Annotated in this window: 15 protein-coding genes; 13 read left to right on the forward strand and 2 right to left on the reverse strand. The window is 67.8% G+C overall.

From position 1 onward, the window contains the following. The first annotated feature begins 12 nt into the window (after window positions 1–12). Genes IBL26_RS02285 through IBL26_RS02305 form a run of 5 tightly spaced genes read left to right on the forward strand, consistent with a single transcriptional unit; the run spans window position 13 to window position 3,856 of the window. A complete protein-coding gene (locus tag IBL26_RS02285) occupies window positions 13–561 on the forward strand; it encodes a sigma-70 family RNA polymerase sigma factor (protein WP_241748889.1) in 549 nt (182 codons plus the stop codon). Beyond that, complete coding sequence (locus IBL26_RS02290; RefSeq protein WP_187782817.1) at window positions 561–1,172, forward strand: ChrR family anti-sigma-E factor; 612 nt, start codon at window positions 561–563, stop codon at window positions 1,170–1,172. The genes IBL26_RS02285 and IBL26_RS02290 overlap by 1 nt, the downstream gene beginning before the upstream one ends. A 19-nt stretch (window positions 1,173–1,191) precedes the next feature. After that, a complete protein-coding gene (locus IBL26_RS02295; RefSeq protein WP_206684123.1) occupies window positions 1,192–2,043 on the forward strand; it encodes an alpha/beta hydrolase in 852 nt (283 codons plus the stop codon). After that, window positions 2,040–2,834, forward strand: a complete 795-nt coding sequence (locus tag IBL26_RS02300; protein WP_187782819.1) for a DUF1295 domain-containing protein — start codon at window positions 2,040–2,042, stop codon at window positions 2,832–2,834. Before IBL26_RS02295 ends, IBL26_RS02300 begins: the two co-directional genes overlap by 4 nt. Beyond that, window positions 2,834–3,856 carry an SAM-dependent methyltransferase gene (locus IBL26_RS02305; protein WP_187782820.1) on the forward strand — a complete coding sequence of 341 codons (1,023 nt, stop codon included), beginning with the start codon at window positions 2,834–2,836 and terminating at the stop codon, window positions 3,854–3,856. The genes IBL26_RS02300 and IBL26_RS02305 overlap by 1 nt, the downstream gene beginning before the upstream one ends. A gap of 162 nt (window positions 3,857–4,018) precedes the next feature. On the opposite strand, the gene IBL26_RS02310 is transcribed toward IBL26_RS02305, so the two are convergent. Next, window positions 4,019–4,831, reverse strand: coding sequence for an IclR family transcriptional regulator (locus tag IBL26_RS02310; RefSeq protein WP_187782821.1), 813 nt, complete (start codon window positions 4,829–4,831; stop codon window positions 4,019–4,021). A 185-nt stretch (window positions 4,832–5,016) separates the two neighbouring features. Here IBL26_RS02310 and IBL26_RS02315 point away from each other — a divergent pair, with 185 nt between their 5' ends. The 4 genes from IBL26_RS02315 to IBL26_RS02330 all read left to right on the forward strand — a co-directional run bounded on the left by IBL26_RS02315 (window position 5,017) and on the right by IBL26_RS02330 (window position 8,949). Next, window positions 5,017–6,084 carry a beta/alpha barrel domain-containing protein gene (locus tag IBL26_RS02315; RefSeq protein ID WP_187782822.1) on the forward strand — a complete coding sequence of 356 codons (1,068 nt, stop codon included), beginning with the start codon at window positions 5,017–5,019 and terminating at the stop codon, window positions 6,082–6,084. After that, complete coding sequence (locus tag IBL26_RS02320; RefSeq protein WP_187782823.1) at window positions 6,081–7,001, forward strand: DUF6282 family protein; 921 nt, start codon at window positions 6,081–6,083, stop codon at window positions 6,999–7,001. Before IBL26_RS02315 ends, IBL26_RS02320 begins: the two co-directional genes overlap by 4 nt. A 66-nt stretch (window positions 7,002–7,067) precedes the next feature. Continuing rightward, a complete protein-coding gene (locus tag IBL26_RS02325) occupies window positions 7,068–8,042 on the forward strand; it encodes a Bug family tripartite tricarboxylate transporter substrate binding protein (RefSeq protein WP_187782824.1) in 975 nt (324 codons plus the stop codon). A 13-nt stretch (window positions 8,043–8,055) separates the two neighbouring features. Then, window positions 8,056–8,949, forward strand: a complete 894-nt coding sequence (locus tag IBL26_RS02330; RefSeq protein ID WP_187782825.1) for a cupin domain-containing protein — start codon at window positions 8,056–8,058, stop codon at window positions 8,947–8,949. A gap of 45 nt (window positions 8,950–8,994) precedes the next feature. On the opposite strand, the gene IBL26_RS02335 is transcribed toward IBL26_RS02330, so the two are convergent. After that, window positions 8,995–9,669, reverse strand: coding sequence for a GntR family transcriptional regulator (locus IBL26_RS02335; protein WP_367615353.1), 675 nt, complete (start codon window positions 9,667–9,669; stop codon window positions 8,995–8,997). A 133-nt stretch (window positions 9,670–9,802) separates the two neighbouring features. On the opposite strand from IBL26_RS02335, the gene IBL26_RS02340 reads away from it, so the two are divergent. From IBL26_RS02340 to IBL26_RS02355, 4 genes are read left to right on the forward strand one after another with little or no spacing between them, the layout of a single operon-like run. Next, window positions 9,803–10,831: a 4-hydroxythreonine-4-phosphate dehydrogenase PdxA gene (locus IBL26_RS02340; RefSeq protein WP_367615354.1), complete on the forward strand. Its 1,029-nt coding sequence runs from the start codon at window positions 9,803–9,805 to the stop codon at window positions 10,829–10,831. Window positions 10,832–10,891: 60 nt separating this feature from the next. Next, window positions 10,892–11,893: a Bug family tripartite tricarboxylate transporter substrate binding protein gene (locus tag IBL26_RS02345; protein ID WP_187782827.1), complete on the forward strand. Its 1,002-nt coding sequence runs from the start codon at window positions 10,892–10,894 to the stop codon at window positions 11,891–11,893. A gap of 26 nt (window positions 11,894–11,919) precedes the next feature. Continuing rightward, window positions 11,920–12,402: a tripartite tricarboxylate transporter TctB family protein gene (locus tag IBL26_RS02350; protein WP_187782828.1), complete on the forward strand. Its 483-nt coding sequence runs from the start codon at window positions 11,920–11,922 to the stop codon at window positions 12,400–12,402. A 10-nt stretch (window positions 12,403–12,412) separates the two neighbouring features. Beyond that, a complete protein-coding gene (locus IBL26_RS02355) occupies window positions 12,413–13,948 on the forward strand; it encodes a tripartite tricarboxylate transporter permease (RefSeq protein WP_187782829.1) in 1,536 nt (511 codons plus the stop codon). The last annotated feature ends 22 nt before the right edge of the window (window positions 13,949–13,970 follow it).

Below are 13,970 nucleotides of genomic sequence, written 5' to 3' on the forward strand. Positions count from 1 at the left end.
GCAGCGATGCTCATGAGCGTGGCGCCCCGCCCGGAAAACCATGCGGCGCTGTTGATGGCGATTGCCCAGCGGCAGGACCGGCAGGCCTTCGCCACCCTGTTCCATGCCTATGCACCCCGCCTGAAGGCCTGGCTGCAACGCGGTGGGGCCGAGCCGAACCAGGCCGAGGAGATGGCGCAGGAAACCATGCTGGCCGTCTGGCGTAAGGCAGGGATGTACGACCCGGCGCGCTCCGAACCCGGTACCTGGATCTTCGCCATTGCCCGCAACCTGCGTCTGGACGCGCTGCGCCGTGCGCGGCTTGCGGTCGAAGAGCCGGAGGATACCCATCCCGTCGCGCTGGCGGACGCCATCCTGGCCACTGAACAGCGGGCCCAACGCCTGCGCGACGCCATCACGCAGTTGCCGGCGGAGCAGGCAGAGGCCCTGCACCTCGCCTTCTTTGAAGAGTTCTCGCATAGCCGGATGGAGGCCAGGCTGGGCGTGCCGCTGGGAACGGTGAAATCGCGCCTGCGCCTGGCCATGGCGCGGCTGCGCATCGCGTTGCAGGACCGCATCTAGTGGCGCACCATCCTTCCCACGCCACGTTGCTGGCCTGTGCCGCCGGCACCTTACCCGAGCCACACCGCCGCGTCGTCGCCGCCCATGCCGCGCGATGCCCGCATTGCGCCGCCGTGTTGCGCGAGGCGGATGCCATGGGTGCCGCACTGATGGAAACCCTGGCGCCGGCGGCGATGGCGGAGGGTGCCCTGCAACGTACCCTGGCGCGCCTGGATGAGCCGGCGCGCCCCGAACCCCAGCCCGCCCCGGTGAGCCTGGACGCCATGGTAGAGGGCCGGCGTTGGCGGCCCGTGGCGCCCGGCATCGCCATGATGGTGCTGATCCGGCGGGACCAGTCCGACAGCCGGCTGGACCTCATCAGGGTCGCGCCGGGCTTGGCCTTGCTGGAACACGGGCATGATGGGCAGGAGATGACCTGCGTCATGCAGGGCGCCTTCAACGACGGGCTGGAGACCTATGCCGAGGGAGACGTCGCGGAGAATGACGGCTCGCTGGAGCATCAGCCGCGCGCGCTGCCCGGGCCGGATTGCATCTGCCTGATCTCGACCACCGGCCGGCTGAAGCCGCGCTCCTGGCTGGGGCGGCTTATCGGCCCGCTGCTGGGCATGTGAGGATATGCGGCCCCATGCCTTGCTGTTGCTGCTCATGAGCTTTCTGGCCGCCTGCTCCCCGGTCGCCGTGCTCAACGCGCTGGCCCCACGCACTACGGTGACGGAGGCGGTCGCCTTCGATGAGCATTCCACCCTCGCCGCCGATGTCTATGCTCCGGCGCAGGCCTGCGCCGGGGCGCCCGTCGTCCTGTTCTTCTACGGGGGGGGCTGGGAAGCCGGTGAGCGGGCCATGTACCGCTTCCTCGGTGCCGCATTGGCGGCCAAGGGCGTGGTCGTCATCATCCCAGACTACCGCCTCTGGCCCGAAGCACGCTTCCCCGCCTTCATGGAGGATGCCGCCGCTGCCCTGCGCTGGACCAAGGCGCATGCGGCCGAGTACGGCGGCGACCCCGGCCGGCTGTTCCTGATGGGGCATTCGGCGGGGGCGCAGATCGCCACCCTGCTGGCGCTCGACCTCCGTTACCAGCGCGCGGCGGGGGTGGCGCCTGGTGCGGTCTCAGGCGTCATCGGAATTTCCGGCCCCTACGATTTCCTGCCACTGACCAGCCCGACGCTGAGAGCCATCTTCGGGCCGGAGGACGCCTGGCCGGAATCCCAGCCCATCCGCTTCGTCACCCCCGCGGCACCGCCGATGATGCTGGCCACCGGTACCGGCGACACCACCGTGGACCCCGCCAACACCACCCGGATGGCAGCCCGGCTGCGCGAAGCGGGCGTACCGGTCACCGAGCATTATTACGAGGGTGTCGGCCACTCCACCACGGCGGGCGCCTTTGCCGGCGCCCTCACCTTCCTGGCACCTGTGCGCCGGGATGCGCTGGACTTCATCGCGGCGCAATCCAGCACCGCCTGCGTCAGGGCTGCCGAATGACCTGGGTCTTGGTGCTTGCCGTCACCGCCTTTCTCTCGCTCAGCATGATGCTGGCCTGGGCCATTCAACGCAGCCTGCGCAATGCGGGCATGGTGGATGTGGTCTGGACCTTCGCCCTGGGCCTCGCCGGCATCTTCTATGCCCTGGCACCGGTGCCGGACGTGGAATGGCCCGGCACACGCCAGATCCTGGTGGCGCTGCTGGCCGGGCTGTGGTCGGCGCGGCTGGGGCTGCACATCCTCGCCCGTGCTCGCAAGGGTTCGGAAGACGCCCGCTACGCCCATTTCCGCCAGGAATGGGGCGCGGGGTTTGAGCGGCGGATGTTCGGCTTCCTGCAGATCCAGGCGGCGGCGGCGGCGTTCCTGGCGCTGTCCATGCTGCTGGCGGCACGCAACCCGGCGCCGCTGGGCTGGCGTGACGCGGCCGCGCTGGTGATCATGCTCATCGCCATTGGTGGTGAGGCGCTGGCCGATGCGCAGCTGCGCCGCTTCCGGGCCGACCCGTCGAACAAGGGCCAGATCTGCGATACCGGCCTGTGGGGCCTGTCGCGGCATCCCAACTACTTCTTCGAATGGCTGGGCTGGCTGGCCTACCCGCTCTTCGCCATTTCCGCCGTGCATGGCTGGGGCTGGCTGGCCCTGAGCGCGCCGGCCTTCATGTACTGGCTGCTGGTCTATGTCTCCGGCATCCCACCGCTGGAGGCGCAGATGGCCCGCAGCCGTGGCGACGCCTGGACCGCCTATGTGGCGCGCACCCGCGCCTTCCTGCCGTTGCCCAAGGGAAATTCCTGATGAACATCGTTGCCACGGCCGCAAGCGCTGTCGAGCGCCTGCCTTTCCCGGACGCGATGACCCGCGCCGGCATCGCCCTACTGGTCGACCGCACCGCCCGCAAGCTGCGCACCACCCAGCCGGGCATGGAGCGCGACTTCGCCCATGCCATGTCCGCCTTCCCCATCGCCGAACGGCCGGATGCCGCCAACGCGCAGCATTACGAGTTACCGCCCGAGTTCTTCGGCTTGGTGCTTGGCCCGCGCCGCAAATACTCGTGCTGCCTCTATGAAGACGGCTTCACCCTGACCCAGGCGGAGGAACTGGCGTTGGCGGAAACCGCGCGGCACGCGGACCTGCGCGACGGCCAACGTATCCTGGAACTTGGGTGCGGCTGGGGTTCACTGTCGCTCTGGATGGCGGAGCATCTCCCGCGCGCACGCATCACGGCAGTGTCCAATTCGGCTGGCCAGCGCGCCTTCATCGAGGCGGAGGCAGCCCGGAAGGGACTGACCAACCTGACCATCATCACCGCCGACATGAACGATTTCGACATTGGCGAGCAGTTCGACCGCGTCGTCTCGGTGGAGATGTGGGAGCATATGTCGAACTGGCAGGCGCTGCTGGGGCGGGTCCGGCGGTGGCTGGTGCCGGATGGGCGGCTGTTCCTGCATGTCTTCAGCCATCGCAGCACGCCGTATCACTTCGATACGGCGGACAAGGCGGACTGGATCGCCCAGCATTTCTTTACAGGCGGTATCATGCCAAGCCACGGCCTGATCCGCCACCTGGACACCGACTTCACCCTGGAAGCCGAATGGCGGTGGAGTGGCGAGCACTACAACCGCACGGCCGAGGATTGGTTGAAGAATTACGACCGCAACAGCGCCGCCGTGGATGCGGTGCTGCGCGATGTCTATGGCGCGGATGCCGGCCTGTGGAAGCGCCGCTGGCGCCTGTTCTTCCTGGCGACCGCTGGCTTGTTCGGCGCGCGCGACGGCACGGAATGGGGCGTCAGCCACTACCAGCTGAAGCCGCGCTGACGGACGAAGGCTGGGGCACCGGACCCAGCCGCACTCCGGCGGACGGCAGCGCCTGCCGGATGTTGCCTCGCTTGGAATCCCAAGGTGTCGACGCCCGGACAGTGCCTGAAGCGGCTGGTTAAACGCACCGTCGCCCTACACTGAGCGCCAAGCCTACAGCGACTAAGAGGTCTTGCGCCGCTTCCGCGCCTCCACCCCGAAGCCTTGGCCCAGCAGGCGGCAGCCAGCCTGGGCGAAATGCCGCAGCTTCGCGATCAGGCCGGGGTCCGGCTCCGCGCAGATATGCTGGATGGAGCCGACCAGGGCGATGGACGCGACCAGCGCATCCGCATGGTCGTAGAGCGGCACCGCCAGGGCGTTGCAGCCCAGCAGGATTTCCTGTGGTGCCTGCGCGTAGCCGCTAGCGCGAACGCGTTCGATCTCCGCTTCCACCTGGGCCGGCGTGGTCAGGGTATGCGGGGTGAAGCCGGGCAGTGCGTCCTGCAATAGCTGCGCCGCCCTCTCTTCCGACCCGAAGGCCAGGAAGATCTTGCCCTGGGCCGAGGCGTGCAACGCCAGCACGCTGCCCGGCCGCACGCCGATCTCGATCGGATGCACGCCGTGGAAGGTGGAAGCGACGAACGCCCCCTGCGGTGTTGGCGTGCTCAGCACCACGGCCAGGCCGGTGGCATCCCGCAGGCCGCGCATCGTGCCTTCCAAGGTGCGGGCGATGTCCCAGCTCGGCGGCGCCAGATGCGCCACCAGGAATGCCTTGGGCCCCAGCCGGTACCGGTTGGTATCGGCATCCTGCAGCAGATAGGCGCGCTCCACCAAGGTCTGCAAATGCCGGAACACCGCGCTTTTGGTGGCTGAGAGCGCCGTGGCGACCTGGGTGACGCCAATGGGCTCCCCCGCCAGCGCCACGGTTTCGAGCACGGCCAGGACAGTATCGGCGGCGCGGACGCCACTCGGTTCGGATGCGGGCGGAGCGGGCATGGGGATCTTCCCAGATGTTCTCACTACGTGAACGGCCTCAGGATTTCACTCCGAAGGCTAGAGCCGATCGTTGACAGGGAGAACCCCAATAAGGTCATCATCGCGAACAACGTTACCCATATAAGAACACGTCCGAGGGAATGGTCCATGACGCACACCCCACCATCGCGACTGGCCCCGCTGCCATGAGCAGCCGTCTGGCGGCCCGGATCGGCCGTTTGACCCTCAAGAATCCGGTGATCGCCGCCTCCGCTGAGCATCTGATCGAGGCTGACGGTATCCGGGCGGCGATCGAGGCCGGGGCCGGGGCCGTGGTGGTGAAGTCCACCAACGAGAATCCGGCCGGCAAAGAGCAGCTGCGCCGCGCCGAGTACGTGGCGCTGGACGCGCAGTGGAACCGGGTGCCGTGGGATGCTGGAGCGCCGCCGGAGGTTTCCCTGGCCTCACGCTCCGGCATGTCGCCGCTGGGGTTCGAGGCATGGCTGGCGCAGAACGTTGCCATGGACCGGCTGGCCCGGCAGCATGACTGCCTGCTGGTGGCCAGCCTGGTGATGGCGGACCTCGATGCTTCCCTCTCCCTCGCCCGGCAGGTTGAGGCCGCGGGCCTGCGCGCCTTGGAATTCAACATCGGCACGCCCTATGCCAGCCAGGCCGCCAAGGGCGCCGTGACGACCGAGCTGCAACCCAGCCGCGTCGGTGAGCTGGTAGCGGCGATGCGGGGCGCGGTCTCCCTGCCGATCTGGGTGAAGATCACCGGACAGTCCGAGCGCGTGCCGGAACTGGCCGAAGCGGCCTTCGCCGCCGGCGCCGACGCGGTGGTGATGGCCGGCCGGCTGCTCGGCCTGGTGCCGGACCTGGAGAGCATGGAGCCGATGCTGGGCACCAGCCTGGGCATCGGCGGCTACTGGAACCTGCCGTTGACCTGCCATTGGCTGGCCCTGACCCGCTCGCGGCTGGGGGCCGACGCCTCGCTCATCGGCATCAATGGCGCGCGCGATGGCCATGACGTCGCCCGCATGTTGCTGGCTGGCGCCGGCGCGGTGGGCATCGCCTCGCCGGTCATGCTGCGCGGCCCCGGCGTGCTGCGGCAGGCGCTGGAACAACTGGATGCGTATCTGGCGGCGAAAGGCCTGACGGTGGCCGAGTTGATCGGCCGTGCCGCCGACGCACGCCGCAGCTACGCCGACATGCCACCCCTAGACGAGAACTGGCGGCACTACGTGACCGCCGGCACCGAGGAGACGAACCCATGAGCGAAGTACAGGCCAAGGACGCGACCGACGCCACCATCGACCGGCTGATGCAGGGTGCCATCGACCTGCATACCCATCCCGGCCCCTCCCTGATGCCGCGTGCCGTCGACCACATCGAAGTGGTGCGGGAGGCGGCCGAAGCCGGCATGGCGGCGGTGCTGCTGAAGGACCATTACTACCCGACGATGCCGATCGCGCATCTGATCAACACGCATTACCCGAGCAACTGCCGGGCGATCGGCGCCATCGTGCTGAACAACCCGGTCGGCGGGCTGAACCCAAGCGCAGTGGATTACGCGCTGAAGCAGGGCGCCCGCGTGGTCTGGATGGCGACGGCGCATGCCCAGAACCATATCGACCACGACAAGAAGGACGCGGACTTCAAGAACAAGTTCCCGACCAACAGCAAGCGCACCATTGCGCCTATCGGCGCGACGCTGACAGATGCGAGCGGCGTGGTGCGCGACGAGGTCAAGCTGATCCTGGACCTGATTGCCGAGGCCGATGCCGCGGTCTCCGCCGGGCACCACCACATCAGCGAAGCTTTCCCGTTCTACGAGGAAGCCAAGAAGCGTGGCGTGAAGCGGCTGTTTCTGAACCATCCGACTTACGTCAATGAAGGATCGTTCCAGGATATCCAGCAACTGACGCGCATGGGGGTCATGATAGAGCATTCGCTCTGCATGTTCATCCCGTCAGTCTTCCAGCAATTCGACCACGAGCATCTGCGCCAGGTGATCGACGCCGGCGGCATCGAGCACACTTTCTTTGGCTCGGATCTCGGGCAGAAGGGCAACCCGACGCCGGTGCAGGGCTTCCGGACCTTCATCCGCCTGCTGCTGGACATGGGATACGACGAGGCCGCGATCCGCGCCATGGTGGCGGACAACGCCGCCCGCCTGCTGGACATTCACTGACCAAGACATGAAGGCCGCCGCGCCGGATCACCCGGCGCAGGAACGGCCCGTTGGGAGTTGACGGACATGACGCTTTCACGCCGCCTGTTCATGGGCGCGGCGGGTGCGACGGCGCTTGCCACGCCCGCCCTGGCGCAACGCGGAACCTGGCCTGACCGGCCAATCCGCCTCGTCCTCGGCTTCGCGACGGGCGGGGTGGGGGATCTGACCGCGCGCCTGATCGCGCCCAAGATCGCCGAGGGGCTGGGGCAGCCCATCGTCATCGACAACCGGCCCAGCGCCGGCGGCATCGTCTCGGCCGAAAGCGTTGCCCGCAGCGCGCCAGATGGCAACACCATGCTGTTGCTGACCACGACCAACAGCACGGCATCGGCCATCTACAAGTCGCTGCCCTACGACGTGGTGCGGGACTTCGCCCCCATCGCGCGCATCGCGACCTTCGACCATGTGCTGCTGACCGCCGCCAACAGCCCGTACAAGACCTTGCAGGACGTGCTGGATGCAGCGCGCGCCAAGCCCGGCAGCATCAATATCGGCTCCATCTCGGTCGGCAATGCCCAGCACCTGGGGGCCGAGCTGCTGCGCAGCATGACGGGCGCCGACCTGACGGTGGTGCCGTATCGCTCGACGCCGGATCTCATCAACGCGACGGCAACCGGCGATGTCCAGATCGCCAGCGAGATTCTGGCCCCGGCCCTGTCGCAGCTGGATGGTGGGCGGCTGCGCGCGCTGGCCATGACGTCGGCCGAGCGCTTCCCGTCCATGCCGAATGTCCCGACGGCGACGGAGTCGGCTGTGCCCAACTACATCGTCGGCTCCTGGAACGGCATGGCGGCGCCGATCGGCACGCCCCGCCCGATCATCGAGCGGATGAACAAGGAGATCGTGCGGGCGATGGCCCAGCCGGATATCCGCGCCAAGCTGTTGGAGCTGGGCGTACAACCGGCAACGTCGACGCCGGAGGAATTCGGCACCTTCATCCGGGCTGAAGGCGAACGCTGGGCGAAGATCGTCCAGGACGCCGGCATTCCTAAGCAGTAAGGCAGCAGCACCGATGTACGATCAGAGCGACCCCCGGGCTGCGCTGGCATCCGCGAGTTCCGCGCGCGTGCCCACCGCCTTCGCGACAGCCAGCTACGCCCGCTTCTACGAAACCCCGCCCCAAGACAAGGCAGCAGGGCTGAGCCAGTGGTACGCAAGGGGCCAGAACTTCCTGGCAGCCTACGCCGTGGCCGATTCAGGCCGCGTATTCGAGCGCCGCGACCAGCCGGACGAATACGTCGTTCTGCTGCCCGATGCCGATATGGAAGCCGAGATCGAGGTTGCGGGCGAACGGCATGTCCTGCCTGGCAACAGCCTGGCCTTCATTCCGCCAGGCGCCAGCCGCATCACCCTGCGCCGCGCCGGGCGCCTGGTGCGGCTGTTCACCACCCGGGCCGAGGACCTGGCGGCCCAGTGCGTGAATGCGGGCCAATACGCGCAGCCCGACCCCAACATTCCGCCGCTGCGGGATTGGCCGGCGCCGCCGGGCGGCCTCCGCTACCGCGCCTACAGCCTGGATGTGCCGCCGGAGCCCGGTCGCTTCGGGCGCATCTGGCGCTGCACCACCTTCATGATCAACTACCTCGACCCCGCGACGGAGCCGCGCGACAAGACGAAGATGTCACCGCACCACCACGACGATTTCGAGCAGGGCTCGCTGGTGTTGGACGGCGCCTACACGCACCACCTGCGCTGGCCCTGGACACCGGACATGACCATCTGGAAGCCGGATGAGCACGAGTATTGCGGTGCGCCGTCGCTGACCATCATCCCGCCGCCCTCCATCCACACCTCACGCGCGGAGGAAGCCGGGCAGATGGTCGATATCTTCTGCCCGCCACGGCATGATTTCTCCGCCAAGCCCGGCTGGGTGCTGAATGCTGCGGATTACCCACAGGTACCGTGACACCCCTGGCGGGACGCAAGTCCCGCCAGCCGACTGGCCCGGCCGTCAGATCAGGTCCTTCACCCGCTCGTAGGTCCGGTCGAGGTGGAGTTGGAGAATGGCGACCAGGCCTTCGGCGTCCCGGGCCTTCAGACAGCGGATCATCTCCCCATGCTCGGCAACCGCGCCGGCCCATTTCTGTGGCCCGGCATTGCCGATGAAGCGGATGTGCTTCATGCGGGACTGGATAGCGTCATGCGCCCAGACCAGCGTCGCATTGCCTGGCAAAGCGACGATGCTGGCATGGATGCCCTGGTTCAGCTTGAAATAGGCCAGGCGGTCATTGCTGGCGTAGCAGGCGATCATCGCGTCATGCATCGCCTCGATCGCCGCGATGCCGGCATCGGACCCCTCCGTGCAGGCGAGGCGCGCCGCCAGGGCTTCCAGCGACTTCAACACGGCGAGGCTGTCGGCCACGTCCTTGAGCGTCAGCCGCCGCACCACCGCGCCACGGGCCGGCACCAGTTCCACCAGCCCTTCCCCGGCCAGCATCCGCACCGCCTCCCGCAACGGGGTCCGGGATACGCCGAGCTGGGCGCAGAGCGCGACCTCGTTCAGCCGCGCCCCGGCGGGGATGATGCCCTGCGTCACCAGGTCGCGTAGCCGGGTGGCCACCTCCTCCTGCAAGGGTCGCCGGATGATGGGGCCCGCCGTGGTGGCCGAAGAGGGCTGGGTTGGCACGCTGTGATCCAATCTCGCTGGTCGCCCGTCTTATATCGGAAGCCGGCTGGCAGCGCAGGCTTGCGGCGTTGACACTCATCTAACTGTATGCAGTATGCTGGCATACAGTAATTTCCAGGTTCGGAAAATGCCAGTGAGCCCACAGCCCGCCCCGCTCCGCCGGCCCCGCATCGCCCTCGCCATGGGCGACGCCGCCGGCATCTCCGCTGAACTCGCAGCACGGGTGCTGGCGGATGAGGACGTTCGGGCAGCAGCCGACATCCTCGTGCTCGGCGATGCCCGCGTGCTGGCGCAGGGCGCGGCGACCGCGGGCGTGACGCTGGACGTGGCGACCATCACCGAAGGCCAGTCCCTTCCCACACAGCGGGACAAGCCGGTGCTGCTGGACCTGGGCCATTGCGACCCCGCCGACGTGCCGCTGGGCGAGATCTCCGAGGCCGGCGGCCGTTTCGCGACCGAGAATTTCCGCCGCGCCCTCGCCATGGCGGCGGGCGGGGAGGTCGACGCGGTCTGCTTTACGCCGTTCAACAAGGCCGCGATGCGGCTGGTCACGCCAGGCTATGAGGACGAGATCGGCTTCACGGCCGAGGCTATCGGCTTCCATGGCGTTGCCAAGGAATTCAACGTGCTGGAGGGGCTGTGGAATGCCCGCGTCACCTCGCACGTGCCGCTGAAGGACGTGGCCTCCCTGCTAAGCAAGGACGGCATTCTGGGCAATCTGCGGCTGACCAACGATGCGCTCAAGGCGTCCGGCATCGCCCGCCCGCGCATCGCCGTGGCGGGGCTGAACCCCCATGCCGGCGACCATGGCAATTTTGGGCGGGAGGAGATCGACATCATCGCCCCCGCCGTGGAGGCCGGCAAGGCGGAGCAGATTGGCTGCGACGGCCCGTTCCCGGCCGATACAGTGTTCGTCCGCGCCAAGCGCGGCGACTTCGATGCCGTGCTGACCATGTATCACGACCAGGGGCAGATCGCGATGAAGCTGATCGGCTTCGATAGTGGCGTGACGCTGATGGGCGGCTTTCCCTTCCCCATCTGCACCGCCGCGCACGGCACGGCCTACGATATCGCCGGGCGGGGCATCGCCCACCCCGGCGCCATGCGCAATGCGATCCTGCTGGCGGCCCGCATGGTTGCGCGGGAGAATGCCCCCGCCTGAGACCACCGATAACCGCGAAGACCCATAAGGGCACGCGGAGTTCCGTAGGAGGAAGAATCCATGAAGGTTATGTCCCGGGCGGCCCTCGCCGCCGGCCTGACGCTGTCCGCCTCGCTGCCCGCCATGGCGCAGGCGACGTGGCAACCCACCCGCCCGGTAGAGTTCGTCGTGACCTCCGGCGCCGGCGGCGGCACGGATGTCTTCGCGCGGACGGTGCAGGCGGCGATCGCCAAGCACGACCTGCTGCCGGTCTCCGTGGTCGTCACCAACAAGGGCGGTGGCTCCGGCGTCGAGGGCTATGTCTATGGGCGTGGGGCACAGGGCGACCCGAACAAGGTCATCTTCGGCACCAACAATGCCTGGACCTTGCCCATGGCCGTCCGCACCAACTGGCAGGTGCAGGACCTGACGCCGGTCGCGACCATGGCCTTCGATGAATTCATGCTGTGGGTGAAGCAGGACTCGCCCTATCGCAGCGCCGCAGACCTGATCAACGCGGCGCGGGAGAAGCCGGGCTCGGTGCGCATCGGCGGCAGCCAGACGCGGGATACCGACCAGACGCTGGTGGCGCTGATCCAGCGTGCCGCGGGGGTGCGGTTCACCTATATCCCGTACCGTGGCGGCGGCGAGGCCGGCGTGCAGCTGGCCGGCGGGCATATCGACGCCAACACCAACAATCCGTCCGAGAGCATCGGAGGCTGGCGCGGCAGCCAGGTCCGGCCCGTCTGCGTGTTCCGGCGGGAGCCGCTGCCGGCCGGGGACCGGGTGACGGAGACCCAGGCGTGGTCCGACATCCCCACCTGTGCCAGCCAGGGTTTGCCGGTGGACGAGTACCGGATGCCGCGCACCATCTTCCTGCCCCCCGGCGCCCCCGCGGCCGCCCAGGCTTTCTGGACCGACCTGTTCCGCCGCGTCAGCGAGACGCCGGAGTGGAAGGACTACGTACAGCGCACCAGCCAGAGCGCCCGCTTCCTGGCCGGCGACGAGATGCGCGCCATGATCCGCGAGGAAGAGCGCGCGACCCGCGAGATCTTCGTCGCCGAAGGCTGGACCTCAAACTGACCGCACACTGAGCGAGGAGGGGCGGCATGCTGACCCGCTTTCATCTGGAGCTGATCTTCGCCGCCTGTGTCTTCGCCATCGGCGCGGTCGGGCTGTATGGCTCGCTGGAGTTGGACACGGGCTGGGCCTCGGACGGGCCGCAGGCGGGCTTCTTCCCGTTCCGGGTCGCGTTGATCCTGATGGCCGGTGCGGTCCTGGTAGCGATCCAGGCCGTCCGCGCCCGCGCGAAGCTGCGGCCCATTGCCATCACCGACCGTGCGGGGATGCGCCGCATCCTGTGGTTCGGCCTGCCGATCATCGGCATGGTCGCCCTGGCGCAGTGGCTTGGCCTCTATGTCGCCATGGCGGTGTACCTGCTGGCGACCATCCGCCTGGGCGGCCGCCGGCCGTGGCATACCAGCCTGGGTGTGGCGGCGGGCGTGACATTGGTGACCTTCGTGGTGTTCGAGTGGTGGTTCCAGGTGCCGCTCCTCAAGGGTCCGCTCGAAATCATGCTCGGCCTGGCCTGAAGGGTACTTCATGCTCTCCAACCTAGATTCGCTGATGCACGGCTTCAGCGTCGCCCTGACCGCCTACCACATCATGCTCATCGTCGGCGGGGTCCTGCTGGGCATCCTGGTCGGTGTCCTGCCCGGCCTGGGCGCGCCGAACGGCGTGACGCTGCTGCTGCCGCTGACCTTCACCATGGACCCGGTCTCGGCGATCATCCTGCTGACCAGCCTGTACTGGGGCGCGTTGTTCGGCGGCTCCACCACCTCGATCCTGTTCAATATCCCCGGTGAGCCCTCTTCCGTCGCGACGACCTTCGACGGCTATCCGTTGGCGCGGCAGGGCCGTGCCACGGAAGCGCTGACCTACGCCTTCCTCTCCGCCGGCTTTGGCGCGCTGGTCGGCATCATCGTCATCACGCTGCTGTCCACCGCCGTCGCCTCCTTTGCCCTGCGCTTCGGGCCGCCAGAGTATTTCGCGGTCTACCTGCTGGCCTTCTCATCCTTCATTGCCTTCGGTGGCGGCACGCCGCTGAAGACGATCATTGCCCTCGCCTTGGGGTTCGGTTTCGGCATGATGGGGACGGATACGGTCTCCGGCGCCATGCGGCTGACTTTCGATGTGCCGGACCTGATCCGTGGCATCTCCTTCCTGGTCGTCGTCATCGGCCTGTTTGGCCTGGGCGAGCTGCTGCTGACCATCGAGGAAGGGCCGGAGTTCAAGGGCGCGAACGGCAGGATCGACCCACGGGAGATCCTGCGAACTGCCGCCCGCATGCCACGCTACTGGGCAGCCATGCTGCGCGGCAGCGCGGTGGGCGTCTGGATGGGCATCACGCCCGGCGGGCCCACAGCAGCCTCCTTCATGTCCTACGGCATTGCCCGCCGCGTCTCCCGCAATGGGGCCAATTTCGGCAAGGGCGAACCGGAAGGCGTGATCGCGCCAGAGACGGCGGACCATTCCGCCGGCACGGCCGCAATGCTGCCGATGCTGTCGCTTGGCATTCCTGGCTCGGCGACCTCGGCCGTCATGCTGGGCGGGCTGATGATCTGGGGCTTGAACCCGGGCCCGATGTTGTTTGTCGAGCAGCATGATTTCGTCTGGGGCATGATCGCCTCGATGTATCTGGGCAACGTCATTGGTGTCGTTCTGGCGCTGGCGACCGTGCCGCTGTTCGCGGCGATGCTCTCCGTCTCCTTCGCCATCATCGGTCCCATCATCGTCACCGTCTGCCTAGTGGGGGCCTATACCGTGGCCAATGCCGGGTTCGATCTCTGGCTGGCGGTTCTGTTCGGCGTCATGGGCTACATGATGAAGAAGCTGGACTACCCGCTGGCACCGATGGTCCTGGCCATGGTCATCGGTGACAAGGCGGAGGACGCGTTCCGCCAGTCCATGCTGCTCTCAAACGGCTCCGTCACCATTCTCTGGTCCAACTGGCTGGTGGGGACACTGACCAGCATCGCGCTGCTGTTCCTGCTCTGGCCTGTCGTGGCCATGCTGCTGGGGCGCCGCCGTGCCAGCCGGGCGGCCATGGCCGCGGCGCGGCAGGGCGAGGCGGTATGAACGGCAAGCGTCTCCATTCTTC

It is taken from the genome of Teichococcus aerophilus (genome assembly GCF_014490485.1).
Lineage (GTDB): Bacteria > Pseudomonadota > Alphaproteobacteria > Acetobacterales > Acetobacteraceae > Pseudoroseomonas > Pseudoroseomonas aerophila.